The sequence below is a fragment of the Leifsonia shinshuensis genome (assembly GCF_013410375.1).
Lineage (GTDB): Bacteria > Actinomycetota > Actinomycetes > Actinomycetales > Microbacteriaceae > Leifsonia > Leifsonia shinshuensis.
Window position 1 is genome coordinate 864,677 of the sequence record NZ_JACCFL010000001.1, and the last position, 25,771, is coordinate 890,447.

Consider the following 25,771-nt stretch of genomic DNA (forward strand, 5'->3'; position numbering starts at 1 on the left):
GGTGAGCGATGACGCCAAATTTGTGACAATCTCTCAGATATGAGCAAAGCTCAATCTGTGGGAGTTCGCGCCGGGCACCCGACCCGCCGGCGCAACGCGATGTTCGCGACCGCGTGCGCGCTCGTCGTGGTGCTGTTCGCGTGGGTCAGCCTCGTGACCAGCCAGCCCGCGCGAGCGGACCAGGGCTGCAACGCCGCGCCGAACCCGATCGTCTGCGAGAACGCGCTCACCGGCACCGATCCGTCCGTGTGGGACATCAGCGGCGCGGGCGACTCCGACATCCAGGGCTTCTCCACCGACATCAGCGTCAATATCGGCGGCACCATCGGCTTCAAGATCAACACGACCGCCAAGGCGTACACGATCCAGATCTTCCGCACCGGCTACTACCAGGGCCTCGGCGCCCGCAAGATCGCCGACGTCACGCCCTCCGCCACCCTCCCGCAGACGCAGCCCGCCTGCTATTGGGACCCGACGGTCGAGCTCACCGACTGCGGCAACTGGGCGCAGTCGGCGTCGTGGACCGTCCCGCCGTCCGCGGTCTCCGGCGTCTACATCGCACTGCTCACCCGCAACGACAACGGCGACCAGAGCCAGATCACCTTCGTCGTGCGCAACGACGCCAGCCACTCGGACGTCCTGTACCAGACCTCGGACCCGACCTGGCAGGCCTACAACACCTACGGCGGCTCGGACTTCTACCAGGGCGCCGCGAACGGCCGGGCCTACAAGGTCAGCTACAACCGCCCGATCACGACCCGCGGCGACAACTCCGGCCGCGACTTCTACTTCAGCGCCGAGTACCCCGAGGTGCGCTTCCTGGAGAAGAACGGCTACAACATGTCGTACTTCTCCGGTGTCGACACCGACCGCTACGGCTCGGAGCTGCTCAACCACAAGGTCTTCCTCTCGGTCGGCCACGACGAGTACTGGTCGGCGAACCAGCGTGCAAACGTCCAGGCCGCGATCAACGCCGGCGTGAACGCGCAGTTCCTCTCCGGCAACGAGATGTACTGGCACACCCGGTACGAGCCGTCCGTGGCGGGCACCGCGACGAACTACCGGACGCTGGTGACCTACAAGGAGACCTGGGCGAACGCCAAGATCGACCCGAAGCCGGAGTGGACGGGCACCTGGCGCGACCCGCGCTTCGCCTCTCAGGCCAACGGCGCCGGGCTGCCGGAGAACGGCATCACGGGCACCGAGTACCTGTCCAACTTCTCCGACCTGCCGATCACGGTCACGGCCGCCCAGGGCAAGACGCGACTGTGGCGCAACACCAGCCTGACCTCGATGTCCGCGGGGACCACGACGGCGCTCGCGGCGCACACCATCGGCTACGAGTCCGACGAGGACGTCGACAACGGGTTCAGGCCGGCCGGCCTGGTGGACCTCTCCACGACGGTCGGCGCCGTCCCCCAGTACCTGCAGGACTTCGGCAACACGGTGGTGCCCGGCACGACCACGCACCACGTGACGCTGTACCGCGCCTCGAGCGGAGCGCTCGTCTTCTCGGCGGGCTCCGTGCAGTGGTCGTGGGGCCTCGACGCCACCCACGACGGCGCGGGCGCCGCAGCCGACCCGCGGATGCAGCAGGCCCAGGTGAACCTGCTGGCCGACATGAACGCGCAGCCCGGGTCGCTCCAGTCCGGGCTGGTCGCGGCGACGGCCAGCACCGACCACACGCCCCCGACCGTCGCGGTCACGTCGCCCGCCGCCGGCGCGAGCGTCGCGAACGGCGCGTCCGTCACGGTGAGCGGCACGGCCGCGGACGTCGGCGGTGTCGTCGCGGGCGTGGAGGTGTCCACCGACGGCGGCGCCAGCTGGCACCCGGCGACGGGCACGACCTCCTGGTCGTACACCTACCCGCAGAAGGGCCTCGGAGCGCAGTCGATCATGGTCCGCGCGACCGACGACAGCGTCAACACCTCGACGCCCGTCACCCAGCCGATCACGGTGACCGGGCCGGCGACCATCTTCGGCGCGGCGACCCCGGCGGTGGCCGACGCGGGCGACGCGTCCGCCGTCGAGCTCGGCCTGCAGTTCACGGCGCAGCAGAACGGCTTCATCACCGGCGTCCGCTTCTACAAGAGCTCGGCGAACACCGGCACGCACACCGGCTCGCTGTGGGACGCCTCGGGCAACCGGCTCGCGACGGTGACCTTCAGCAATGAGACGGCCTCCGGCTGGCAGTCGGCGAACTTCGTCTCGCCGGTGTCGGTGACGACGGGGACCAAGTACACGGTCTCCTACTCCGACCCGGCCGGCCACTACACGGCGATCCCGAACACGTTCTCGTACCGCGGCCCGACCGACAACGTGTTCGCCGTCGCCGGCGGCTTCGGCTCGCCGTCCCCCGGCGTCTACAGCACGAGCGTCGGCTCGTTCCCGCAGAGCAGCTACAACAGCTCCAACTACTTCGTGGACGCCGTGTTCTCGACCGTGGACAACTCGCCGCTCGTGGCGACGGGACAGTGGCCGCTGCCCGGCTCCTCCAGCGTGCCGCTCTCGACGACCATCGGGACGGTCATGTCCAAGGCGGTCGATCCCACCAGCATCGCCTTCACCGTGAAGGACGCGCTCGGCAACACCGTGGCCGGCAGCGTCAGCTACGCCGCCTCGACGAGGACCGCGACCTTCACCCCGTCCGCTCCGCTGAACGGCTTCGTGAACTACACGGTCGCCGTGACCGCCAAGGACACCTACGGCACCGCGCTCTCCGGCGGCGGGTCGTGGAGCTTCCTCACCGCGAAACCGGATCCGGCGCCCGGCGTCTGCCCGTGCAGCCTGTACTCCGACTCGGCCGTCCCGTCCGTCCTCCAGGTCAGCGACTCGCCCGTCACGCTCGGCGTGAAGTTCGCCAGCTCGGCCGCGGGCGCGGTCACCGGCGTGCGCTTCTACAAGAGCTCCGGCAACACCGGCACCCACACCGGCACCCTCTGGAACATGGCGGGCCAGCAGCTGGCGACCGGCACCTTCAGCGGGGAGTCCACCGCGGGCTGGCAGACGCTGACGTTCAGCACGCCGGTGAACATCGCCGCCAACACCGACTACGTGGTCTCGTACCGCACGCCGACCGGCAACTACTCGGTGACGCCCGGCGCGTTCTCCGGCTCCGGGATCAGCAACCCGCCGCTCGTCGCCGGCACCGGCACGGGCATGTACACCTACGGCAGCGGCTTCCCGTCGTCGACCTCGACCACCAGCTACATGGTCGACGTGGTCTTCAACAAGGCGCCGGCCCCGGTGTCCGTCGTGTCGGAGTCCCCGGCCAACGGCGCGGTCGAGGTCGACCCGTCCGCGACGATCTCGGCGACCCTGTCGACCCCGCTCGCGAGCGGGTACTCGCTGACGGCGGCCGTGGGCTCCACGGCGATCGCCGGGACGGTCGCGCTGTCGAGCGACGGGACGACCGTCACCTTCACCCCGTCCGCCGCGCTGCCGTCGGGCGCCGTGGTGACCGCGACGCTGTCCGGCATCAAGTCCACGCAGGGGTCGACCCTCGGGACCCAGACCTGGTCGTTCACGGTGAAGGCCGCGGCGGTGACGAACTACACGCTGCTCGGCAGCGAGTCGCCCGCGACCTCCGACGCCACCAATGACTCGTCCGCTGTCGAGCTCGGCATGAAGTTCGTCCCGTCGCAGGACGGGACCGTCTCGGCCATCCGGTTCTTCAAGGGCACGGGCAACATCGGGACCCACGTCGGCTCGATCTGGTCCTCGACCGGGACCAAGCTCGCCACGGTGACCTTCGCCAACGAGACCTCGGTGGGCTGGCAGACCGCGCAGCTGGCCACCCCGCTCGCGGTCACGGCCGGGACCACCTACGTCGTCTCGTACTTCGCGCCGCAGGGCAACTACGCCTTCACCGGCAACTACTTCGCCCAGCCGAAGGTCAACGGGCCGCTCACCGCGCCCTCCGGAGCGAACGGCCTCTACCTCTACGGGGCCTCCGGCGGCTTCCCGACCTACTCGTACGGCTCGACCAACTACTTCGTGGACATCGTGTACTCGCCCAACGCGGGCAGCGGGACCACGACGGGCGGCACGGGCGGAACCGGAGGCACGGGCGGCACCGGAGGCACGGGCGGCACCGGCGGGACCAACCCGGCCGCGGGCGTCTCGATCTTCCCGAGCACGGCCACCCCGGCCCACACGGCCTGGCCCGACACCGCGGCGGTGCAGCTCGGCGTGCGGTTCACCTCCACGGCCGCCGGGACGATCACCGGCATCCGGTTCTACAAGGGAGCGGGCGACACCGGCACCCACACCGTCTACCTGTGGTCGGCGACCGGCACGCAGCTGGCCACCGCGGTCTCCACCGGCGAGACGGCGAGCGGCTGGCAGGACGTCTTCTTCACCACCCCCGTGACCATCACGGCGGGCACGGAGTACCGGGCGTCGTACTACACCACCAACCTGGCCTACGCGGTCGACTCGGGAACGCTGGCCAACCCCGTCGTCAACGGACCGCTGTCCACGGTCGCGAACGGCGGCGTCTACACCTACTCGACAGTCTTCCCGAGCAACACGGTCTCGAACAACTACTGGGCCGACGTCAACTTCGTCGCGAGTCAGTAGCGGTTCCGCACAACCCCGGGATCGTCACCCGAAGGCGATCCCGTCGACACAAGAAAGGTGCTGGGGGCACTCATGGAAACACAACTCCGAATCGCGGTGATCGGCGCCGGCTACTGGGGCCCGAACCTGGCCAGGAACTTCTCGGCCGGCCCGGACTGGCGGCTCGTCGCCATCTGCGACCTGGACCGGGAACGGGCGGAAGGTCTCGCCGCCCGCGTCGGCAACGTCGACGTCGTCACCGATGTCGACGACCTGCTCGCCAGGGACGACATCGACGCCGTCGCCATCGCCACACCCGCCAGGACCCACCACGCCCTCGCCCTCAAGGCGCTCGCCGCGGGCAAGCACGTCATGGTGGAGAAGCCGCTGGCCGACGCCGGCGAGCGGGGACGCGCGATGGTCGACACCGCCGCGGCGAACGGCCTCGTGCTGATGGCCGACCACACCTACTGCTACACCCCGGCCGTGCTGAAGATCCGCGAGCTGATCGAGGAGGGCGCGCTCGGCGACATCCTCTTCATCGACTCCACCCGGATCAACCTCGGCCTCATCCAGCCCGACGTCGACGTGTTCTGGGACCTGGCGCCGCACGACCTGTCGATCATCGACTTCATCCTCCCCGGCGGCCTGCGCCCGCAGACCCTGGCGGCCCACGGCGCCGACCCGCTCGGCGCGGGCAAGTCGTGCGTCGGCTACCTGGTGCTGCCGCTGCAGGGCGGCGCGATGGCGCACGTGCACGTCAACTGGCTCAGCCCGACCAAGATCCGGCAGATGGTGATCGGCGGCACGAAGCGCACCCTGGTCTGGGACGACCTGAACCCGCAGCAGCGGATCAGCGTCTACGACCGCGGCGTCGACCTCGGCCTCCAGGCCGTCGACGGCGTCGAGCGCACGGCGGCCACGGTCTCGTACCGGCTCGGCGACACCTGGTCGCCCGCGCTTCCCGAGCGCGAGGCCCTCGGCCAGATGGCCGCCGAGTTCGCCGAGAGCATCCGGGACAGGCGGGCGCCGCGCACCGACGGCGCCGCCGGCCTCCGGGTGCTGTCCGTCCTGGAGGCGGCCACGCGCAGCCTCGCGAAGGACGGCGCCGTGGTCGGCGTCGAGGATCCCGCGGGCGCCGAGCAGCTGGCGGGTGCGCGGTGACCGCCCTGGACGGCGCCGACGTCCTCGTCACGGGAGGCGCCGGCACCATCGGCTCGCAGATCGTCGACCAGCTCCTGGACGCCGGCGTGGCCCACGTCGACGTGCTCGACAACCTCGTGCGCGGCCGGCTGGCCAACCTGGACGACGCGCTGGCGTCCGGCCGGGTGACGCTCGTGCAGGGCGACCTGCGCGACCGCGACCTCGTCCACGACGTCACGCGCGGGAAGGACCTCGTCTACCACGAGGCCGCCATCCGCATCACGCAGTGCGCGGAGGAGCCGAGGCTCGCGCTGGAGGTGCTGGTCGACGGCAGCTTCAACGTCTACGAGGCGGCGGTCGAGCACGGCGTCGACAAGCTCATCACGGCGTCCTCCGCCTCCGTCTACGGACTGGCCGAGGAGTTCCCGACCCCCGAGCGCCACCACCACCACAACAACGACACGTTCTACGGCGCGGCCAAGTCGTTCAACGAGGGGATGCTGCGCAGCTTCCGCGCGATGAACGGCCTCGACTACGTCATCCTCCGCTACTTCAACGTCTACGGACCGCGGATGGACGTGCACGGCCTCTACACCGAGGTGCTGGTGCGCTGGATGGAGCGGATCGCCGACGGCAAGCCGCCGCTGATCTTCGGCGACGGCCAGCAGACGATGGACTTCGTCTTCACGCGCGACATCGCCCGGGCCAACCTGCTGGCGGCGACCGCCGACGTGCAGGAGGGCTTCTACAACATCGCGAGCGGGACCGAGACCAGCCTCCTGGAGCTGGCGCAGGCGCTGCTGCAGGCGATGGACTCCGACCTGGAGGTCGAGCACGGCCCGGAGCGCGCGGTCAACGGCGTCACCCGGCGGCTGGCCGACACCACCGCGGCGCAGCGCGACCTCGGCTTCACCGCGGAGGTGCCGCTCGCCGACGGGCTCCGCGAGCTGGTCGAGTGGTGGCGCCCGCTCCGCGAGGAGATCGCCGCGGGCCGCGCGGAGCTGGTGACGTCATGAACCGGATCAACGTGATGAAGCCGTGGCTCGGCGAGGAGGAGATCGCCGCCGTCACGGAGGTGATCGCCTCCGGCTGGGTGGCGCAGGGCCCGCGCGTGGCGCGCTTCGAGCAGGAGTTCGCCGCCGCGATGGACGCGCCGTACGCGGTCGCCACCTCCAACTGCACGACGGCGCTGCACCTCGCGCTGGTCGTCGCCGGTGTGGGACGGGGCGACGACGTGGTCGTCCCGTCCTTCTCTTTCATCGCCACGGCGAACGCCCCGACCTATGTCGGAGCGCGACCCGTGTTCGCCGACGTGGACGCCGCGACGGGCGACCTCACCCCTGGGTCGGTCGCCGCGGCGCTCACCGAGCGCACCCGCGCCGTGATCGTCGTCGACCAGGGCGGCGTGCCCGCCGACCTCGACGCGATCCGCGCGGTGTGCGACCCGCGCGGCATCGTCGTGATCGAGGACGCCGCCTGCGGCGCCGGCTCGACCTACCGCGGCCGCCCGGTCGGGGCCGGGGCGGACGTGACGGCGTGGTCGTTCCACCCGCGCAAGCTGCTGACCACCGGCGAGGGCGGGATGCTGACCACGCGCAACGCGGCGTGGGCCGACCGCGCCCGCCGGCTCCGCGAGCACTCCATGAGCGTCTCGGCGGCCGACCGCCAGGCGAGCATCCTCGCGCCGCAGGAGGAGTACACCGAGATCGGCTTCAACTACCGGATGACCGACCTGCAGGCCGCCGTTGGCATCGTCCAGCTCGGTCGCCTCCCGGAGATCGTGCGGCGGCGCAGGGAGCTGGCGGCCCGCTACGCCGAGCTCCTCGCCGACATCCCCGGGCTGCGCCCGGTCGCCGACCCGGAGTGGGGGACCGGCAACTTCCAGTCCTACTGGGTGGAGGTCGAGCCGTCGTTCCCGGCCACGCGGGAGCGCACGATGGAGGTGCTCGCCGAGGCGGGCGTCTCCGCCCGGCGCGGCATCATGGCGGCCCACCGGCAGCCGGCCTACCGCGACGTCGACACGGGCTCAGTGCCCCTGCCGGTGACCGAGCGGCTGACCGACCGCACGCTGATCCTGCCGCTCTTCCACGAGCTGACCGACGACGAGCAGCTGCGCGTCGTGGACGCCCTGCGCGACGCCGCGGAACTGCGGGGTGCGGCATGAGGGACCTGGTCCTGATCGGCGCCAGCGGTCTCGCCCGCGAGGTGATGGCCATGCGTCAGCCCGGCATGCGCGTGATCGGCGTGCTGGACGACGACCCCGGTCTGCACGGGCACAGCATCGGCGGCGTCGAGATCCTCGGCGGCCTCGAGCTGGCCGCGCAGCTTCCCGGCGCGCTCGCCGTCTGCGTCGGCGGCGGCGCGGGCCGCCGGGCCATCGTGCAGCGGCTGGCGGCGCTCGGCGTCGGCCCGGAGCGCTACGCCACGTTGGTGGACGACGGCGCCCGGCTCTCCGAGAACAGCCTGGTCGGCGCCGGCACGATCATCCTGGCGGGCACCGTGCTGACCGCCGACGTCATCGTCGGGCGGCACGTCGTGGTGATGCCGAACTGCACGCTCACCCACGACGACATCGTGGACGACTACGCGACCCTCGCGGCCGGCGTCGCCGTCGGCGGCGTGGTCCGCGTGGGCGAGGCCGCCTACCTCGGCATGAACTCGTCCATCCGCCAGCGGGTCTCCGTCGGGGCGGGCGCGACCATCGGGATGGGGGCCGTCGTGCTCACCGACGTCCCGGCAGGACAGACCTGGGCCGGCGTGCCCGCACGAGAACTGGGGGTACGGCTGTGAGAGTCCCACTCGTCGATCTGGTGGCGCAGAACACCGAGACCGCCGACGACATCCGCGTCGCGGTCGACCACGTGTTCGAGACGGCCTCCTACATCGGAGGAAGCGACGTCGGCGCCTTCGAGACCGAGTACGCCGAGGCCACGGGCGCGGGCCACTGCGTCGGCGTCGGCAACGGCACCGACGCCCTGGAGCTCGCGCTGCGCGCGGCCGGCGTGACAGCGGGCGGCGAGGTCGTCCTCCCGGCCAACACGTTCATCGCGACCGCGGAGGCGGTCTCGCGCATCGGGGCCGTCCCGGTGTTCGCGGACGTGGACGACGAGCACCTGCTGCTCGATCCGGCCGCGGCCGCCGCGGCGGTCACCTCGCGCACGCAGGCGGTGGTCCCCGTCCACCTGTTCGGCCAGGTCGCGCCGGTCGGCGCGCTCCGCCGGGCGCTCGGCTCGAGCGACGTCCCGATCGTGGAGGACGGCGCGCAGTCGCAGGGCGCGGAGAGCTGGGACGGCCGGGCGGGGAGCCTGGGCCTGGTCTCCTCCACGTCGTTCTACCCGGGCAAGAACCTGGGCGCGGCGGGAGACGCCGGTGCGGTGACCACCGACGATCCCGAGATCGCCCGAACCGTCCGGCTCATCGCCTCGCACGGCAGCGAGCGGAAGTACGTGCACGAGCTGGTCGGCTTCAACTCGCGGATGGACTCGCTGCAGGCGGCCGTGCTGCGCGTGAAGCTGCGGCACCTCGCCGACTGGAACCGCCGCAGGCGGGTCGCCGCCGCGCGCTACGGCGCCCTGCTGGAGGGAGTGGCGGGCGTCCGGCTGCCCTCCAGCGCGCCGGGCAACCTCGACGTATGGCACCTGTACGTCGTGCGCGTGGACGACCGCGACCGCGTGCTCGCCCGGCTCAACGAGGCCGGCATCGGCGCGGCCATCCACTACCCGACCCCGCTCCACCTCACCGCCGCCTATCAGGGCGCCGGGCTCGGCCGCGGGTCGTTCCCGGTCGCGGAGGCGGCGGCCGACCGGATCCTCTCGCTCCCGATCTACCCGCACATCACGGCGGACCAGCAGGAGTTCGTCGCGGAGGAGCTCGCCGCGGCCCTGCTTTGACCCCAGTGCGGGGGTGATTCCGGCCCTTTTCCCGATGGGGGACTGTGATTCCGTCGCGCGGACGGGAGATTATGAGAACTATTCAGTTTCCCTGATCCCAGGGCAGAGCGCCGCGTCACCGAACCGTGCTGGAGGAGTCGATGGGTCCGAGCGTCGTCGTGGTCGGAGGAGGCATCCTCGGCCTGGCCGTCGCCGCGCACGCGGCGCAGCGCGGCACCAAGGTCACCCTCCTGGAGAAGGAGGACCACTGGGCCGCCCATCAGACCGGCCACAACAGCGGGGTCGTCCACGCGGGGCCGTACTACCGGCCGGGCTCGCTCAAGGCGCGGATGTGCGCGGCGGGGAACGCCTCCATGATCGCCTTCGCACGCGACCACGACATCCCCTACGCCGTGCCGGGCAAGCTGATCGTCGCGACCGACGACAGTGAGCTCGACGGCCTGCACGAGCTGCACAGGCGGGCCGAGGCCAACGGTGTCCCGTGCCGCCTCATCGACGCCGACGAGGCCTCCGAGTACGAGCCGGAGGTGTATGCCGTGGAGGCGCTCCGGGTGGAGACGACGGGCATCATCGACTACCCGGCGGTCTGCCGGGCTCTCGCCGAGATCGCGAGCAGGCACGGCGCCGAGCTGCACACCGGGGCGCGGGTGACCGCGATCCACGACACCGCCGACGGCGTCGTCGTCGAGCACGAGGGCGGCGAGGCGCGCGGAGCGCTGCTGGTCAACTGCGCCGGGCTGCAGGCCGACCGCATCGCCCTCCTCGCCGGCGTCGAGCCGGAGGTGCGCATCGTCCCGTTCCGCGGCGAGTACTACGAGCTCGTCCCGGAGCGCCGCGACCTCGTCCGCGGGCTGATCTACCCGGTCCCCGACCCGCAGCTGCCGTTCCTCGGCGTCCACCTGACCCGGATGATCGACGGCTCCGTGCACGCCGGCCCGAACGCCGTGCTGGCCCTCAAGCGCGAGGGCTACCGCTGGCGGGACATCGACCTCCGCGACGCGGCCGACGCGCTCACCTATCCCGGGTTCCTCCGGATGGCGTCGCACAACCTGGAGACCGGAGTGCGCGAGGTGACCCGCTCGCTCAGCCGCTCGGCCTTCGCCGCGAGCCTGGCGCGACTGGTGCCGCGGATCGAGCGCAGGGACATCGTGCGCGCCGGGGCCGGCGTGCGCGCGCAGGCCGTGCGGAGGGACGGGACGCTCGCGGACGACTTCGTCATCCAGCGCTCCCGCCACCAGCTCCACGTGCTCAACGCGCCCTCCCCGGCGGCGACGAGCGCTCTGGAGATCGCGGCGTACCTGGTCGCGGAGACCGGCGTCCCGGCCTGAGGCGCCAGCCCCCCTGCACCCCCCCCGGACGGGGGATAGGGTCCCGTTCAAAAGACGATGTATTCTCATTTTTGTAGAGCTGAGGAACAGTCACTTTCTGACGACCCGCAGTCCTGCACCCGAATACACCTGTGAAACCCGATGAGCAGGGACGAGTCGTGATGCACCCGATAACTCCGAGTCAACGCGCCGGGAAGGTCCGCCCGGTCAGCGTCAGCACGGCCGTCCCCTTGAACGGGACCGGCGGCGGCAAAGTCGTTCGAGACCACGGCTTTCCCCCAGCCGCCGCCGGTTCTGTCCACCGCGCCCGCCACGGCGCCGCACCGAGAGGGGGCCGGTCATGACGGTCGTGCGCCCCCGCTCCGTCGCCGGAGCCGTCGGCGGCCGCACCCCGCGCTCCTGGCGGCGCTTCGCCGTCTCCGGAGGCGTCGAGAGCCTCCGCCCGGGCGACGGCCGCCCGTGGGCGCACTCCTACCTGGTGCGGCTGCGGATCACCGACACGGTCATCATCCTCGCCGCGATCGGCACCGCCTTCGTCGTGCGCTTCGGCCCCCACGACGTCGCCGCGAGCGTCGCCGGCTTCCCGGTGCCCTACGCGCTGATCTCGCTCCTGATCGCGCTCAGCTGGTCGATCGCCCTCTCCGCCGGGCACACCAGGGACGCGCGGGTCTGCGGCACCGGCCTCACCGAGTACCGCCGCGTGGCGTCCGCCAGCGCGCTGACCTTCGGCCTGCTCGCCATCGTCTTCCTCGTCGGCGACGTGAACGTCGCCCGCGGCTACTTCATCCTCGCGCTCCCCGCCGGCGCGCTCGCGCTGCTCGGCAGCCGGTGGATGTGGCGGCGCTGGCTCATCGGCCAGCAGCGCTACGACCACTACCTCTCCCGCGCCCTCGTGGTCGGCGACCGCGACGACGTCGGCTACGTCGCCGCGCAGATCCAGGCGAAGTCGGGAGCGGCCTACCACGTGGTCGGCGTCGCGACCGAGAACGCCGGCCGCGACCTGATCGACATCGGCACCGAGCGGCTCCCGGTCGTCGGCGGCCTGTCCGACGTCACGGACGCCGCGCGCCGCCTCGGCGTCGACACCGTGATCGTCGCCGGGCAGCCGCGCGGCGGCAGCCGGTACATCCGCGACCTGGGCTGGGCCCTGGAGGGCACCGCGACCGACCTCGTGCTGGCGTCGCGGCTGACCGACGTGGCCGGGCCGCGCATCCACTTCCGGCCGGTCGAGGGCCTGCCGCTGATCCACGTCGAGATCCCGCAGTTCGAGGGCGGCAAGCACATCCTCAAGCGGATGCTCGACATCGTGCTCGCGGGAGCGGCCCTGATCGTCCTGGCCGTCCCGATGCTGATCGTCGGCCTGCTGGTCCGCCTGGACTCGCCGGGGCCCGCGCTGTTCCGGCAGGACCGGGTGGGCCGCAACGGCTCGACCTTCAAGATGCTGAAGTTCCGCTCGATGGTCGTCGACGCGGAGGCGCGGCTGGCCGAGCTGAACGACAAGAACGAGGGCAACGGCCTGCTGTTCAAGCTCAAGGACGACCCGCGCGTCACCCGCATCGGCCACATCATCCGCAAGTACTCCATCGACGAGTTCCCGCAGCTGTGGAACGTGCTCGTCGGCGACATGAGTCTCGTCGGTCCGCGTCCGCCGCTGCGACGCGAGGTCGACGGCTACGAGAGCCACGTCCACCGCCGCTTGTACATCAAGCCGGGTCTCACGGGGATGTGGCAGGTCAACGGCCGCTCCGACCTCTCCTGGGAGGAGAGCGTCCGGCTCGACCTGTACTACGTGGAGAACTGGTCGCTCACCGGCGACCTGGTGATCCTCTGGCGCACGGCTCGCGTGCTCCTGCATCCCACCGGCGCCTACTGAGGCGCCACCACCCGACCGAGAACGAGCGACGACCTGGGGGCGACGCCGATGACCATCATCACCAGCACAGCGAGAGCGGAGGAGGCGACGGCCGCTCCGGCCGGCTCGGCCTCCGTCGCTCCGGGCGCCGAGGTCGATCCGCGGGCGCGGATCGGCGCGCGCACCCGGGTGTGGAACCTCGCCCACGTGCGCGAGGACGCCACGATCGGCGCGGACTGCGTAGTCGGCCGCGGGGCCTATGTCGGCCCGGGCGTCCGCATCGGCGACAACTGCAAGCTGCAGAACTACGCCCTCGTGTACGAGCCGGCCGTGCTCGGGGACGGCGTCTTCGTCGGCCCGGCCGCGGTCTTCACCAATGACGTCTTCCCGCGCGCGGTGAACCCGGACGGCTCGCTCAAGTCCGCGGAGGACTGGGACGCCGTCGGCGTGACCGTCCTGACCGGCGCCTCGATCGGGGCGCGCGCCGTCTGCATCGCCCCGGTGCGGATCGGGCGCTGGGCGCTCGTGGCCGCCGGCTCGGTCGTCCGCTCGGACGTCCCCGACTACGCGCTCGTCGCCGGGGTGCCCGCCCGCCGGATCGGCTGGGTCGGCGAGGCCGGCTTCCCGCTGGTCGACGAGGGCGCCGGCCGGTGGCGCTGCCCGCGCACCCGGCACGGCTACCGCGAGAACGACGGCATCCTGATCCGCGAGGAGGACCTCGCATGAAGCGGCCGTCCCAGCGCACCTGGATCATCCTGGGCCTCTCGGCCGCGGCGGTCATCGCCGCGGGCGCCTTCGCGCTCTCCCAGGCGCCTGTTCCGACACCGGCGTCCGTCGCCGGGAGCGCCGCGCCCTCGACGCCGTCGTCGCCGCACAGCGGGACGCCGGGCGGCGGTTCCGGCTCCACCGGCCCCAAGGGCTCGCCCGCCGCGCCGACCACCCCGCCCGTGGCGAGCAAGCGGTTCACGACGGAGGTGCTGCCCGCGGCTCCTGCGACCGCGCCGGCGCTGCCCGCCTCGAACCCGCTGCCGTACCCGGTGAAAGCGCCGCTGCCTCCCTCGGCGTCCGCCGTGGGCAAGCTGGCCGCCGGCTACCCGGCCGGCGTGCTCCCGCAGGCGCCGGGCTCGACCATCGCGACCAGCGCGATCGCGTCGCAGAGCGGCCACCTGCAGGTCACGCTGACGGCGGCATCGACGCAGCAGGTCGTGGACATCGTCGCGTTCTACCGCGCGGAGCTGGCGAAGTACGGGATGTACGACAGCGCCTCGCCGGCGCTCTCCGGGTCCACGTCCGCCGTGTTCAAGCGGGACGGCAACTCCGTGACGCTCACGGTCTCGCCCGCCAAGGGCGGGACGACCTACGCGCTCTACGGTGCGTTCACCGCCGCGGGCTGACCGCGGACAGCGCAGGCGGCGGATCGTGGAGAATGGCCGCATGAAAGCGGTGCGTCTGAGGTGGCTGCTGGTGGCCGTCACCGTGCTCGCGCTCGGCGGGGCGGTGGCGTACGCGACCGTCGCGATCGCGCAGTACCAGTCGCGCGCGACCGCGACCGTGGTCGCCACCCCGAGGCCGACGGTGCCGGCGGGGAGCCGGCTGGTGTTCCGGGACACCTCGCCCGGCGCCCACTACGGACAGGTGGCGTCCGTCCCGCTGGCCGACCCGTCCGCCGCGCGGACCTCCACCGGTCTGGTCTGCGACCGGGTCTACGCCACGCACCAGAACCTGATGTGCCTGCACACCGACAGCGGGACGCACACCAGCTTCGGCGCGACCCTCTACGACGCGGGCGGCGACGTCCTGAACACGTGGCCGCTGCCCGGCTTCCCGAGCCGCACCCGCATCTCGCCCGACTCGTCGCTGGTCGCGCAGACGTCCTTCGTGACCGGCTCCTCGTACGGCACCGCCGGGTTCTCCACCCAGACCACGATCTCGGCGGTGAGCGGGATCGACTACGGCAACCTCGAGAAGTTCGCGCTGATCGTCAACGGGCAGCAGGTCACCGCCGACCACGACATCTGGGGCGTCACCTTCTCGTCCGACGACAACACCTTCTTCGCGACGGCGATGTCGGAGGGCCGGATCTGGCTCGTGCGCGGCAACCTGCGGGCGCGGGCGCTCGTCGCGGTGAAGGACGGCGCCGAGTGCCCGTCGCTGTCCCCGGACGGCACCCGGGTGGCGTACAAGAAGAACATCTCCACCACGGCGACCAAGCACTGGACGCTCGCGGTGCTCGACTTCGCGACCGGGGTGGAGAAGGAGCTGCCCATCCCGCCGTCGGTGAGCGTCGACGACCAGGCCGAATGGCTCGACGACGGCACGCTGCTCTACGGCCTCGCCGACCCGAAGGCGCCGGGCGACAGCAACGTGTACGCGGTCAAGGCCGACGGCTCGGCGGCGCCGACGCTGTTCCTGCGGCACGCCTGGTCGCCGTCGGTCGTGCACTGAGCGGGAGGGCGCTGAGCGGGAGGCGCTGGCCGCTCACTCCTTCTCGAGCGGCTCGATGAGCGTCGGGTCGGCCGGGTCGATGGTCCGCGAGTTGTTCACCCGGCGGTCGACCTCGTAGCTGGTGATGCCCGGCGAGGTCCGCTCGGACTCCGTGGTCAGGAAGTCGACCATGCGCTCCTTGCCCTGCTCGTCGAGCTTCGCGGGGTCGAGGTACTCGTCCCACGCGGAGGACTCGAGGAACACCGGCATCCGGTCGTGGATCTCACCGGAGGCGTCGCGGGCGGGGCGCGTGATGATCGCGGTGGAGACCTGCCACTCGTCGCCGAGCTTGCGGGCGGTGTAGATGCCGGCGGCGGCGAGCAGGCCCCCGTCGGCGGCGTGCAGGAAGTGCGCGTCCTTGTGGCCGGCCTCGCCCGTCCACTCGTAGTAGCCACGCATCGGGACGAGCGCGCGCGAGGAGGCGAAGGCGCCCTTCCACAGCCCGTTGCTGGCGACGGTCTCCAGCCGCGCGTTGAAGTTGGGCCGCTTGGACTCGCGGATGAAGGCCGGGTGGAAGTCCCACACCGCGGCGTCGACGGTGCGCTCCAGCTCGCCGGTCCCGCTGCGTACGCGCTCCCGCACGATGGGCACCCGGTCCGTCGGCGCGAGCGAGAACGTCGGCCGCCACTCGCGGAAATCGCCGCCCGCGGCGACGAACTCCTGGATCAGCTCATCGGTCTCCGAGTCGAGGGCGAATCGTCCGCACATGAGGGCAGCGTACCGGGTGCCACCGACGGTGAGGGGGACACCCGTCACCCCCTCCAATGAGGGGCTTACTATCCACCCCCGCCTATGGCACTGTTCAAAGGTGAGTAAGTCTCAATCGAAGGATGGGGCCTTCGAGGGTAGCGTCCTCGTGCACCTCAACAGCCTCGAGCTCGGGGGAACCCAGATCAACGCGCTCGATCTGGCCGTGACGCTGCGCGCTCACCACGGGATCCAGTCCGTGCTCGTGGGAGCCAAGGAGACGCTTCCCGCCGGACCCTCGCTGCTGGACATCGCCGCGGAGCGCGGCATCGCCGTCGAGGTGTACGAGCCGGAGGAGTCGATCCTCGGCCGCGGACGGCAGCTCACCGCCCTCGCCCGGAAGCACGGAGCCCGGCTCGTGCACGTGTACGGATCGTGGGGAGGCGGCGCGCGCCCGACCTACTGGGGCTACTCCCGCTTCGGTCGGCGGCCGTGGGTCCAGACCGTCTACGAGATGGAGGTCTCGCCCAAGATCAAGCGGCACATGCCGCTCATCGTCGGGACCGGCTACCTCATCGACGAATTGGAGCACCGGCCCGGCCGGACCATCCTGATCAGCCCGCCCGTCGACACCGACGCCGACCGGCCCGACGACGCCGCCGGCGCCGCGTTCCGCCGCGAGCTCGGCCTGGACGGGAAGCTCCTCGTCATCGTCAGCCGGCTGGACGCCAGCATGAAGGCCCTCCCGATCGGGCTCGCGATCGAGGCCATGCGCACCCTCCCGGACGACACCACGCTGGCGATCGTCGGCACGGGCGATGACGCGGCGCGGCTGCGCGCGGCCGGCGACCGGGTGAACCAGGCGGTCGGCCGCGCGGCGGTCCGGTTCGTCGGGCCGATGGCCAACCCGCGGCCCGCGTACGCCGCGGCGGACGTGGTGCTCGGCATGGGCAGCTCGGCCGCGCGCGGCCTGGCGTTCGGCAAGCCGCTGGTCGTCCAGGGCGAGGCCGGCTGGTCGGAGCTCTTCGAGGAGCGCACCGCGGCCGCCCTGGCCCGCTACAGCTTCTGGAGCGCGGACGCCGTCGAGCAGCCGGTCGAGCGCCTCGCCGGCATCGTCGCGCCCCTGCTCGCCGACGACGCGCGGAGGGCCGAGCTCGGGGAGCTCGGACGTCGGTTCGCGGTGGAGCGGTTCGGGCTGACCCTGATGGCGGCCCGGCTCGCCGGCTTCTACGGCGAGGCCGTCGGAGCCTACGGGCTGCGGCGCTGGGGCGCCGACCTCGGGCCGGAGCTCGCCATCCTCGCCAGGAAGGCCGCCGGCAGCGTCCCGCGGCGCTCGCGCACCCGCAGGGACGAGGTGCCCGCGTGACCGAGGAGGCCGGCACGACGTCGCTGCTGTCGCGCGCCGCCCACGGCGCCGCGTGGAGCGGCGTCAGCACGGTGGTCCTGCGGCTGGGCGGCCTGGTCGTCGGGATCGTGCTCGCCCGCCTGCTCGCACCGGAGCAGTTCGGCGTCTACGCGGTCGCCCTCACCGTGCAGGGCATCCTGATCACCGTCGCCGACCTGGGGCTCTCCGCCGACCTCATCCGCTCCGACGACCCCGACCGGATCGCGCCCACCGTCGCCACGCTCGGACTCACCGCGGGGACGGTCACGATGCTGGCCACGGCGGCCTCCAGCGTCGGCCTCGCCACCCTCCTGGACAGCCCGCAGGCCGCCCCCGCGATCGGCGTCCTCTCCATCACGCTCCTGCTCGCCGGCGGCACGGTCGTGCCCTACGCGATGCTGCAGCGGCGGTTCCAGCAGCGCGAGCTGTTCTTCGTCGGCGTCGCCGACTTCGTGGTGTCCACCACGGTCACGCTGCTGCTCGTCGCGCTCGGCTTCGGCGTCATGGGCCTGGCCATCGGCCGGGTCGCCGCCCAGCTCGTCGCCTCCACGATGCAGTTCCTCCTCGCCCGCGTGAAGCCGCGGTTCTCGATCGACCGGACGGTCGTCAAGGGCGTGCTCGCGTTCGGCCTCCCGATCGCCGCGGCCAACCTGCTCTCCTGGGCGCTGCTGAACGTCGACAACATCGTCCTCGCCCGGGTCGCCGGGGCCACCGCCCTCGGCTACTACGTGCTCGCCTTCAACATCTCCAGCTGGCCGATGAACGCGCTGTCGCAGGTGGTGCGCTCGATCGCCCTGCCGTTCTTCTCGCGCTCCGGGGGAGGCAGCAGGGCGTTCGCCACGGTCACGGCGGTCGCCTGGGCCGGAGCTCTGCCCGCCGGGACGGTGCTCGCCGCGCTGAGCTTCCCGCTGATCGACGTGCTCTACGGGGCGCGCTGGCTCCCCGGAGCGCCGGTGCTCGCGGCGCTCGGCCTGTACGGCAGCCTCCGGGTCGCCTTCGACATCTCCGCCGGCTACCTCTACTCCCAGGGCCGGTCGCGGCCGGTGCTGTGGATCCAGATCATCTGGCTGGTCGCGCTGGTCGGCGCGATGATCGCGGCGACCGAGGCCTACGGCATCGCCGGAGCCGGCTGGGCGCACGTGCTCGTCGCCGCGCTGGTGATCCTCCCCGCGTACCTGATCGCGCTCAAGCTGTCGGGCGTGCGGATCGGCGAGCTGTTCCGGATGGCGTGGCTGCCGACGGTGGCGACCGTTCCGGCGGTGGCCGCCGCGGTCGCCGCGACGCTGCTGATCGGCAACCCGGTGCTCGCCCTGCTGGCGGGCGGAGGCGCGGCGCTCGTGATCTACGCCGCCCTGGTCTGGCCGTGGCTGCGCAAGCAGATCCGGTTGCTGCGGGCCTCGGCCGGCACCGCCGCCCACACCTCCGACGACGCCGGATCCGCCACCACGGAAGCCGGCACCGAGTCCGCCGCCGCTGAGAGCGGGGGTGTGATCCATGACCGCTGAGACGTCGACGACGCAGGAGCGCCGCCGCGCCCGCGCACGCCGGGAGGCCGCCCTCTTCGGCGCGGTCGTGACCCTGACCGACCTCCTGCCGCCGCGCATCCGCTACGGCTACGTGCACCGGCTGACCGGCCGCGTCCTCGGGCGTCCGCTCGCCGGCCTCGCCGCAGCCGTGCCCTCCGCCGCCCCGATGCCGCTGCCTGTCACGGCCCGCGACCGCGGCCTGCGCTGCGGGATGCTCGCCGGCGCCCTGGACGTCGGCGGGATCGGCGCGGTCGTGGAGCTGCTCGCCGCGGCCTTCCCGGCCGCCGGCGTCACCCCCGTGGTGGTCTGCTCCGTTGACGGCGCCCGGGCGGAGCGGCTGCGATCGCACGGCGTGGAGGTCGCGATCGCCGCGACGGAGGCCGACGCGCACCGGGTGCTGCGGGAGCTGGCGCTCGACGCGATCGAGCTGCACGGCGCCCCGGCCCACCTGGAGGAGGCGGCGATCGCCTCGGGCATCCCGGTGATCCCCGTCCTGCACAACACCGAGATCCACTACACCCCGGCGCGCTGGCGGCGGTTCGCGCGCGTGCTCGGCCACGCGGTCGCGGCCGTCGCGGTCAGCGAGTCGGTGCGGGAGTTCCACGCGCGGCACGTCCCCGCGGAGCTCGCAGCCCGCATCCGCGTGGTGGCCAACGCCGTCCCGTCTCCCGGTGCGCCGACGCCGGACGACCGCCGGGCGGCGCGCGCGGCGCTCGGACGGACCGTGGGCGCCGACCTCGCGGACGACGTCGTCCTGGTCAGCCTCGCCCGCTACGACGCGCAGAAGAACATCGCCGGGCTCGTCGCGTCGTTCCTCGCGCACAGCGCGGACGACCGGGTGCGGCTCGTGGTCGCGGGGGAGCCGTCGGACTGGGCCGAGTGGCGCCGCGCCGACGCCCTCCGCCGCTGCCGTCCCGGCGCGGACCGGGTGAGCCTGCTCGGCCGGTCGGACGCCCGCACGCTGCTTGCCGCCGCCGACGGCTTCGTCCTCGACTCGTTCTTCGAGGGTTGGCCGGTGGCGGCGACGGAGGCCGCGGCGGCGGGTCTCGGACTCGTGCTCGCCGACGTCGGAGGGGCGCGCGAGCTGGTCGGCCGCGACCCGGGGCACTCGGTGCTGATCGCCAACCCCTGCGGACCCGCTGCCGCCGTGTCGGACTCCGCCGTGGCGCGTGCGCGCCGGAACTGCGCGCGCCAGCCCAACGCCGCGGAGCTCGGGGCAGCGGTGGACGCGTTCGCCCGCCGGGTGTGTGCCGGGGAGCGGCCGCTCCCGCAGGACGCCGACGCGCTGATGGCGGCGATGGTCGAGGGCCACGCCGCGGTGCTCCGCGGCGCAGCCGCGCAGGCCCCCGAGGCGCCACGGAACGAAGCGGCGCCACGCAACGAACGAGTCGCCTGGGGGAGACGATGAACAGACTGCACTCCATCCGCTCGAAGCTGCGGCGCGCACGGGACGTGGGCGTCGCCGGCATCGCGCAGCGCCTCGCCCAGCGCGCGTACCTGCGGACCGGCGCGGCGGAGCTCTCCTTCAACCTGGCGTTCGAGGACATCCTCACCGACGTCCCGCGCGACCTCCCGGTCCCCGCCGCCCGTCCCGCGCGCGGCGAGCCGCTGACGATCGGCTGGGTGTCGACCCCGCCGGCGCCGGGATCGGGCGGCCACACCACCCTGTTCCGGATGATGGAGGCGCTGGAGGGCCGCGGCCACCGCTGCGTCCTCTTCCTCTACGACAAGCACGGCGTCGACGTCGACGCCGTGACCGCGGTCATCCGCGAGCACTGGCCGCGCCTGCGGGCGACCGTGCGGGACGTCACGGCGGGCATCCGGGGCGTCGACGCGGTCGTCGCCTCCGGCTGGGAGTCGGCGCACGTCATCGTCCGGTACGGCCGCGAGCCGATGCGGCGGCTCTACTTCATCCAGGACTACGAGCCCTACTTCTACGGCCACGGCTCGCAGTACGAGCTGGCCGCGATGACCTACCGCCTGCCGTTCCGGCGGATCGCTCTGGGCGAGATGCTCGACGCGATGATCGCCGCGGAGACCGGGCTCGGCAACGACGTCGTGCCGTTCGGCTGCGACTCCCGCGTCTACCGGCTCCCCGAGCGGGAGACGGCACGCAGCGGAATCGTGTTCTACTCGCGCCCGGACTTCCCGCGCCGCGGCTACGAGCTGGCCTGCGTCGCGCTCCGGCTGTTCCACGAGCTGCACCCGGACCAGGAGATCCACGTCTACGGCGCGCGCCCGCGCGGCCTCGGCATCCCGGTGACCTTCCACGGCCGGATGACGACGAGCGAGCTGAACGACCTCTACGGCCGGACGATCGCCGGGCTCGCGATGTCGTTCACGAACATCACCCTGGTCGCCGAGGAGATGCTCGCGGCCGGGAACATCCCGGTCGTCAACGACCTGGCACTGGCGCACCTGGTGCTGCCGAACGAGCACGTCCGCTGGGCGCAGCCCACGGCGGCGGCGCTCGCCGGGGAGCTCAGCGCCGCGGTCTCGGCGCCGGACGTCCGCGAGCGCGCGGCCGCGGCCGCCGCCTCGGTGGTCGGCCGCTCGTGGGAGCCGACCTGCCGGGCGGTCGTGGAGATCGTCGAGGACGAGGTCTACGGGGAGCAGGCGCCGCACGCCGCGTCGATCGAGCAGCCGGACGCTCAGCCCGCAGCTATCCATCAGCCCGCAGCCATCAACCAGCCCGCAGCCGTCCATCAGGGGGAGAAGAGATGACGAACACCGCCGGGTCACGGGCGCCGCACGTGCTCATCATCGTCGAGAACCTGCCGGTCCCGCTGGACCGCCGGGTGTGGCTGGAGTGCCAGGCGCTGGTCGCCCGCGGCTACCACGTGAGCGTGATCTGCCCCAAGGGGCCGGGGGACCCCGCCCGCCAGCACCTCGACGGCGTCGACATCTACAAGTACGCCCCGCCTCCCGAGGCGAACGGGCTGCTCGGCTTCGCGTGGGAGTTCGCCTTCTGCTGGATCAACACCTTCTTCCTGTCGGTGAAGGCCTGGCGGCGCCGGCGCTTCGACATCATCCAGGCCTGCAATCCGCCGGACACCTACTGGCTCCTCGCGCTGCTGTGGCGCGTCCGCGGGGTCCGGTTCGTCTTCGACCACCACGACCTGAACCCCGAGCTCTTCGTCTCGCGGTTCGGGAAGCCGCGGGGCCTCGCCCAGCGGCTGGAGTTCCGCGCGCTGCTGTGGCTGGAGCGGCGGACCTTCCACACCGCCGACCGGGTCATCTCCACGAACGAGTCCTACAAGGCGATCGCGATCGCGCGCGGCGGCCGCCGCCCGGGCCACGTCACGGTGGTCCGCAGCGGACCGGACACCCGCCGGATGCGCCCGATCCTCCCGGCCGACCCGCGGCCGGAGGACGAGATCGTGCTCGCCTACCTCGGCATCATGGGCCCGCAGGACGGCGTGGACCAGGTGCTGCACGTCATGCACGAGCTGGTGCACGTGCGCGGACGCGCCAACGTGACCGCGACGCTGCTCGGCTTCGGCGACTGCCTGGAGGACTTGAAGGCGCTGTCCACCCGGCTCGGCCTGGACGACTTCGTGACGTTCACCGGCCGCGTCGACCGGGTGGCGATCGCCGAGTACCTCAGCCGGGCAGACATCGGCCTGTGCCCCGATCTGAAGACGCCGCTCAACGACCTCTCCACCATGAACAAGACGATGGAGTACATGGCCTACGCCCTGCCGTCCGTGTCGTTCGACTTGGCCGAGACGCGGGTGTCGGGCGGTGACAGCCTCCTCTACGTGCCCTCCGGCGACATCGTGGCCTTCGCCGAGGCGGTGGAGCGGCTCATCGACGACCCCGCCCTCCGCGCGGAGCTGGGGATGGCCGGACGCGCGCGGGTCGCGTCGGAGCTCGACTGGCGCCCGCAGGCGGAGGCCTACGTCGGCGTGTTCGACGAGGTGTCCGGCTTCTCGCGGCCCGGTCCCGCCGTGCCGGAGGACGACGGCGTCGCCACCACCGACCCGCAGGGGCGGCGCTATGTTGATCTCGACGACACCGAGGGATTCCGTCGGTATGTCCTGGAACGGAGGGCTCCGCGATGAGGACGCACCTGCACGATCTGCTCGCGCAGGCCGCCGCCTCCGCGCCGGAGAGCCCGGCCGTCACGTACAAGGACCTCACCGTCGGCTACGCGGAGCTCTGGGAGCAGGTCGTAGCGGTCGGCGCCCGGCTGGCCGCGCTCGGGGTCGAGCCCGGCGACCGGGTGGCGATCTACCTGGAGAAGCGCGTGGAGACCGTGGTCGCGATCTTCGCCACCTCCGTCGCCGACGCCGTCTTCGTGCCGGTCAACCACGTGCTCAAGCCCGCCCAGGTCGGCCACATCCTGCGCGACAGCGGCGCCCGCGTGCTCGTCACCTCGGGCGACCGGCTGGGCCAGCTCGCCGAGGAGCTGCCCGGGACGGCGGTGACCGACGTCCTGGTGATCGGAGCGGGCGACGCCGCGCCCGCGGGGATCGCGGTGCATCCGTGGCCGGCGGAGGCACCGGCCGGCGATGTCCCGACCGTCAACGTCCCGGCCGTCGAGCTCCCGGCCGCGCGGGCCATCGACGTCGACCCCGCCGCGATCCTCTACACCTCCGGAAGCAGCGGCAAGCCGAAGGGTGTCGTGCTCAGCCACCGCAACCTGATCGTCGGCGCCGAGAGCGTCAGCAGCTACCTGAAGAACACGAGCGACGACGTGATCCTCAGCGTCCTGCCGCTGAGCTTCGACGCCGGCCTCAGCCAGGTCACCACCGCGTTCGCCGTCGGGGCGCACTGCGTGCTCATGAACTACCTGCTGCCGCGCGACGTCCCGCGGCTGTGCGCGAAGCACGGCGTGACCGGGATCACCGGCGTGCCGCCGCTCTGGCTGCAGCTGACCGAGGCGCCCTGGCCCGAGGAGGCCGCGCGGCGCGTCCGGTACTGGGCCAACACCGGCGGCCGGATGCCGCGAACCGTCCTCGACCGCCTCCGCGGCATCTTCACCGAGGCCGACCCGTACCTGATGTACGGCCTCACCGAGGCGTTCCGGTCGACGTACCTGGACCCGCGCGAGGTGGACCGGCGCCCCGACTCGATCGGCAAGGCCATCCCGAACGCGGAGGTGCTCGTCCTGCGGCCGGACGGCACGCGCTGCGCCCCCGGCGAGGAGGGCGAGCTCGTCCACCGCGGCGCTCTCGTCGCGCTCGGCTACTGGAACGACCCGGTCCGCACGGCCGAGCGATACCGTCCGGTGCACCGGCCGGGGCAGGAGTGGCGCGCGCCGGAGCTGGCCGTGTGGTCGGGCGACACCGTGGTCGCCGACGAGGAGGGCTTCCTCTACTTCGTGGGCCGCACCGACGAGATGATCAAGACCTCCGGCTACCGGGTGAGCCCGTCCGAGATCGAGGAGGCCGCCTACGCCACCGGGCTGGTGCGCGACGCGGTCGCGCTCGGCGTGGAGGAGCCGGGGATCGGCCACCGGATCGTCCTGGTCGCGGCGTCCGCGTCCGGCGAGCTGGACGTCGCCGAGCTCGTGGCCGCGCTCCGGCAAGCGCTCCCGCTGTACATGGTGCCGTCGACGATCGACCTGCGCGACGAGCTGCCCCGCTCGCCCAACGGCAAGTTCGACCGCACGCTGCTGAAGGCCGAGGTCTCGGCCAAGGTCGCGCTCCCGGCCAGCGCGGAGGTGGCGGGATGAGGCCGCACGAGCACGTCGAAGCGTTCGGCACCGTCGACGGCGAGCTGCGCGTCGGAGGTCTGCCGCTGTCCCGGCTCGCCGCCCGGGTCGGCTCCACGCCGTTCTTCGCGTACGACCGCGGCCTGCTCGACCGCCGCGTTGACCGGCTCCGCGCCCTCCTGCCCGACCGGGTGGAGCTCAGCTACGCCATGAAGGCCAACCCGATGCCGGCCGTGGTGCAGCACCTGGCGGCCCGGGTCGACCGCATCGACGTGGCCTCCGGTCTGGAGCTGCGCGCGGCGCTCGACACCGGCATCCGCCCGGGCCGGGTGAGCTTCGCCGGGCCGGGCAAGGCGCCGGCGGAGCTCCGGCAGGCCGTGGCGGCGGGCATCCTCATCGAGGTGGAGTCGCCCACCGAGGTCGAGCGGGTGATCGCGGCGGGGGAGGACCTGGGGCTCACCCCGAGCGTCGCCGTGCGCGTGAACCCGGACTTCGCCGTCAAGGGCTCCGGGATGCGGATGGGCGGCGGTCCCCAGCAGTTCGGCGTCGACGCGGAGCTGGTGCCGGAGCTCCTGGCGGCCTACGGGTCGTCCGGGCTGGACATCCAGGGCTTCCACGTCTTCGCCGGCTCGCAGAACCTGGACGCGGCGATCATCGCGGAGGCGCAGCGCCGCACGGTGGACCTGGTGAGCGGCTTGGCCGAGCACCTGCCCGGCCCGCTGCGCTACCTCAACCTGGGCGGCGGCTTCGGCATCCCGTACACCGAACGGGACCGGCCGCTCGACCTGGACGCCATCGCGGCCGGGCTCCACGAGCTGGTCGACGGCGTCATCGCCGAGCGGCTGCCCGAGGCGACCCCGGTGATCGAGCTCGGCCGCTACCTCGTCGGCGAGTGCGGCGTGTACGTCACGCGCGTCCTCGACCGGAAGGTCTCCCGCGGCACCACCTACCTGGTGGTCGACGGCGGGATGCACCACCAGCTCGCCGCGTCCGGCAACTTCGGGCAGGCCATCCGGCGCAACTACCCGCTCGTGGTCGGCAACCGCGTCGACGCGGAGGACGGCGACGGCGTGACCGTCGTGGGCTGCCTCTGCACGCCGCTCGACCTCCTCGGCGACGACGTCGCGCTCCCGCCCGCAGGGATCGACGACCTCATCGTCATCTTCCAGCAGGGCGCCTACGGCCTCACGGCCAGCCCGACCGCCTTCCTCGGCCACGCCGCGCCGGCGGAGGTGCTCGTCTGAACCGCCAGCTCCAC

Annotated in this window: 19 protein-coding genes; 18 read left to right on the forward strand and 1 reads right to left on the reverse strand. The window is 72.5% G+C overall.

Annotated features, from left to right (window positions below):
* Positions 1-57 precede the first annotated feature (57 nt).
* The 11 genes from HNR13_RS04240 to HNR13_RS04290 all read left to right on the forward strand — a co-directional run bounded on the left by HNR13_RS04240 (position 58) and on the right by HNR13_RS04290 (position 15,218).
* Entirely contained in the window at positions 58-4,581 is a 4,524-nt protein-coding gene (locus HNR13_RS04240; protein WP_179604600.1) for a DUF4082 domain-containing protein, read from the forward strand.
* A gap of 72 nt (positions 4,582-4,653) precedes the next feature.
* On the forward strand, positions 4,654-5,724 hold the full coding sequence (locus HNR13_RS04245; protein WP_179604601.1) for a Gfo/Idh/MocA family protein: 1,071 nt from the start codon (positions 4,654-4,656) through the stop codon (positions 5,722-5,724).
* Positions 5,721-6,719, forward strand: coding sequence for an NAD-dependent epimerase/dehydratase family protein (locus tag HNR13_RS04250; RefSeq protein ID WP_179604602.1), 999 nt, complete (start codon positions 5,721-5,723; stop codon positions 6,717-6,719). The genes HNR13_RS04245 and HNR13_RS04250 overlap by 4 nt, the downstream gene beginning before the upstream one ends.
* Positions 6,716-7,867: a DegT/DnrJ/EryC1/StrS family aminotransferase gene (locus HNR13_RS04255; protein ID WP_179604603.1), complete on the forward strand. Its 1,152-nt coding sequence runs from the start codon at positions 6,716-6,718 to the stop codon at positions 7,865-7,867. Before HNR13_RS04250 ends, HNR13_RS04255 begins: the two co-directional genes overlap by 4 nt.
* The gene (locus HNR13_RS04260) at positions 7,864-8,493 is read left to right on the forward strand and encodes a NeuD/PglB/VioB family sugar acetyltransferase (protein ID WP_179604604.1); all 630 of its coding nucleotides are present in this window, start codon (positions 7,864-7,866) and stop codon (positions 8,491-8,493) included. The genes HNR13_RS04255 and HNR13_RS04260 overlap by 4 nt, the downstream gene beginning before the upstream one ends.
* On the forward strand, positions 8,490-9,593 hold the full coding sequence (locus tag HNR13_RS04265; RefSeq protein ID WP_179604605.1) for a DegT/DnrJ/EryC1/StrS family aminotransferase: 1,104 nt from the start codon (positions 8,490-8,492) through the stop codon (positions 9,591-9,593). Before HNR13_RS04260 ends, HNR13_RS04265 begins: the two co-directional genes overlap by 4 nt.
* Positions 9,594-9,718: 125 nt before the next feature.
* Positions 9,719-10,921: an L-2-hydroxyglutarate oxidase gene (lhgO, locus tag HNR13_RS04270; RefSeq protein WP_343063457.1), complete on the forward strand. Its 1,203-nt coding sequence runs from the start codon at positions 9,719-9,721 to the stop codon at positions 10,919-10,921.
* Between the two features lie 340 nt (positions 10,922-11,261).
* Positions 11,262-12,794 carry a sugar transferase gene (locus HNR13_RS04275; protein WP_179604607.1) on the forward strand — a complete coding sequence of 511 codons (1,533 nt, stop codon included), beginning with the start codon at positions 11,262-11,264 and terminating at the stop codon, positions 12,792-12,794.
* A gap of 48 nt (positions 12,795-12,842) precedes the next feature.
* Positions 12,843-13,499, forward strand: a complete 657-nt coding sequence (locus HNR13_RS04280) for an acyltransferase (RefSeq protein ID WP_179604608.1) — start codon at positions 12,843-12,845, stop codon at positions 13,497-13,499.
* Positions 13,496-14,167 carry a hypothetical protein gene (locus HNR13_RS04285; protein ID WP_179604609.1) on the forward strand — a complete coding sequence of 224 codons (672 nt, stop codon included), beginning with the start codon at positions 13,496-13,498 and terminating at the stop codon, positions 14,165-14,167. Before HNR13_RS04280 ends, HNR13_RS04285 begins: the two co-directional genes overlap by 4 nt.
* Before the next feature lie 40 nt (positions 14,168-14,207).
* Positions 14,208-15,218 carry a hypothetical protein gene (locus tag HNR13_RS04290; protein WP_179604610.1) on the forward strand — a complete coding sequence of 337 codons (1,011 nt, stop codon included), beginning with the start codon at positions 14,208-14,210 and terminating at the stop codon, positions 15,216-15,218.
* 33 nt (positions 15,219-15,251) lie between these two features.
* Here the strand turns inward: HNR13_RS04290 and HNR13_RS04295 are convergent, their stop codons facing one another.
* The gene (locus tag HNR13_RS04295; protein WP_179604611.1) at positions 15,252-15,965 is read right to left on the reverse strand and encodes an SOS response-associated peptidase; all 714 of its coding nucleotides are present in this window, start codon (positions 15,963-15,965) and stop codon (positions 15,252-15,254) included.
* A gap of 148 nt (positions 15,966-16,113) precedes the next feature.
* Between HNR13_RS04295 and HNR13_RS21460 the strand changes: the two genes are divergently transcribed.
* The 7 genes from HNR13_RS21460 to HNR13_RS04330 are packed head-to-tail and all read left to right on the forward strand — an operon-like array spanning position 16,114 to position 25,757.
* Complete coding sequence (locus HNR13_RS21460) at positions 16,114-17,310, forward strand: glycosyltransferase family protein (RefSeq protein ID WP_179604612.1); 1,197 nt, start codon at positions 16,114-16,116, stop codon at positions 17,308-17,310.
* On the forward strand, positions 17,307-18,833 hold the full coding sequence (locus HNR13_RS04305) for an oligosaccharide flippase family protein (protein WP_179604613.1): 1,527 nt from the start codon (positions 17,307-17,309) through the stop codon (positions 18,831-18,833). The genes HNR13_RS21460 and HNR13_RS04305 overlap by 4 nt, the downstream gene beginning before the upstream one ends.
* Positions 18,823-20,262, forward strand: a complete 1,440-nt coding sequence (locus HNR13_RS04310; protein ID WP_179604614.1) for a glycosyltransferase — start codon at positions 18,823-18,825, stop codon at positions 20,260-20,262. The genes HNR13_RS04305 and HNR13_RS04310 overlap by 11 nt, the downstream gene beginning before the upstream one ends.
* Positions 20,259-21,578, forward strand: a complete 1,320-nt coding sequence (locus HNR13_RS04315; RefSeq protein ID WP_179604615.1) for a rhamnosyltransferase WsaF family glycosyltransferase — start codon at positions 20,259-20,261, stop codon at positions 21,576-21,578. Before HNR13_RS04310 ends, HNR13_RS04315 begins: the two co-directional genes overlap by 4 nt.
* Positions 21,575-22,918 (forward strand): glycosyltransferase family 4 protein, encoded by a 1,344-nt coding sequence (locus HNR13_RS04320; RefSeq protein ID WP_179604616.1) that lies wholly within the window; start codon positions 21,575-21,577, stop codon positions 22,916-22,918. The genes HNR13_RS04315 and HNR13_RS04320 overlap by 4 nt, the downstream gene beginning before the upstream one ends.
* A complete protein-coding gene (locus HNR13_RS04325) occupies positions 22,915-24,534 on the forward strand; it encodes an acyl-CoA ligase (AMP-forming), exosortase A system-associated (protein ID WP_179604617.1) in 1,620 nt (539 codons plus the stop codon). The genes HNR13_RS04320 and HNR13_RS04325 overlap by 4 nt, the downstream gene beginning before the upstream one ends.
* On the forward strand, positions 24,531-25,757 hold the full coding sequence (locus HNR13_RS04330) for a pyridoxal-dependent decarboxylase, exosortase A system-associated (RefSeq protein WP_179604618.1): 1,227 nt from the start codon (positions 24,531-24,533) through the stop codon (positions 25,755-25,757). Before HNR13_RS04325 ends, HNR13_RS04330 begins: the two co-directional genes overlap by 4 nt.
* The last annotated feature ends 14 nt before the right edge of the window (positions 25,758-25,771 follow it).

Excerpts from the sequence above, each read along its gene's own strand:
- HNR13_RS04245 (WP_179604601.1), top strand. The coding sequence starts at position 4,654 with ATGGAAACACAACTCCGAATCGCGGTGATCGGCGCCGGCTACTGGGGC.
- HNR13_RS04255 (WP_179604603.1), top strand. The coding sequence starts at position 6,716 with ATGAACCGGATCAACGTGATGAAGCCGTGGCTCGGCGAGGAGGAGATC.
- HNR13_RS04260 (WP_179604604.1), top strand. The coding sequence starts at position 7,864 with ATGAGGGACCTGGTCCTGATCGGCGCCAGCGGTCTCGCCCGCGAGGTG.
- HNR13_RS04275 (WP_179604607.1), top strand. The coding sequence starts at position 11,262 with ATGACGGTCGTGCGCCCCCGCTCCGTCGCCGGAGCCGTCGGCGGCCGC.
- HNR13_RS04280 (WP_179604608.1), top strand. The coding sequence starts at position 12,843 with ATGACCATCATCACCAGCACAGCGAGAGCGGAGGAGGCGACGGCCGCT.
- HNR13_RS04285 (WP_179604609.1), top strand. The coding sequence starts at position 13,496 with ATGAAGCGGCCGTCCCAGCGCACCTGGATCATCCTGGGCCTCTCGGCC.
- HNR13_RS04290 (WP_179604610.1), top strand. The coding sequence starts at position 14,208 with ATGAAAGCGGTGCGTCTGAGGTGGCTGCTGGTGGCCGTCACCGTGCTC.
- HNR13_RS04295 (WP_179604611.1), bottom strand. The coding sequence starts at position 15,965 with ATGTGCGGACGATTCGCCCTCGACTCGGAGACCGATGAGCTGATCCAG.
- HNR13_RS04310 (WP_179604614.1), top strand. The coding sequence starts at position 18,823 with ATGACCGCTGAGACGTCGACGACGCAGGAGCGCCGCCGCGCCCGCGCA.
- HNR13_RS04315 (WP_179604615.1), top strand. The coding sequence starts at position 20,259 with ATGAACAGACTGCACTCCATCCGCTCGAAGCTGCGGCGCGCACGGGAC.
- HNR13_RS04320 (WP_179604616.1), top strand. The coding sequence starts at position 21,575 with ATGACGAACACCGCCGGGTCACGGGCGCCGCACGTGCTCATCATCGTC.
- HNR13_RS04325 (WP_179604617.1), top strand. The coding sequence starts at position 22,915 with ATGAGGACGCACCTGCACGATCTGCTCGCGCAGGCCGCCGCCTCCGCG.
- HNR13_RS04330 (WP_179604618.1), top strand. The coding sequence starts at position 24,531 with ATGAGGCCGCACGAGCACGTCGAAGCGTTCGGCACCGTCGACGGCGAG.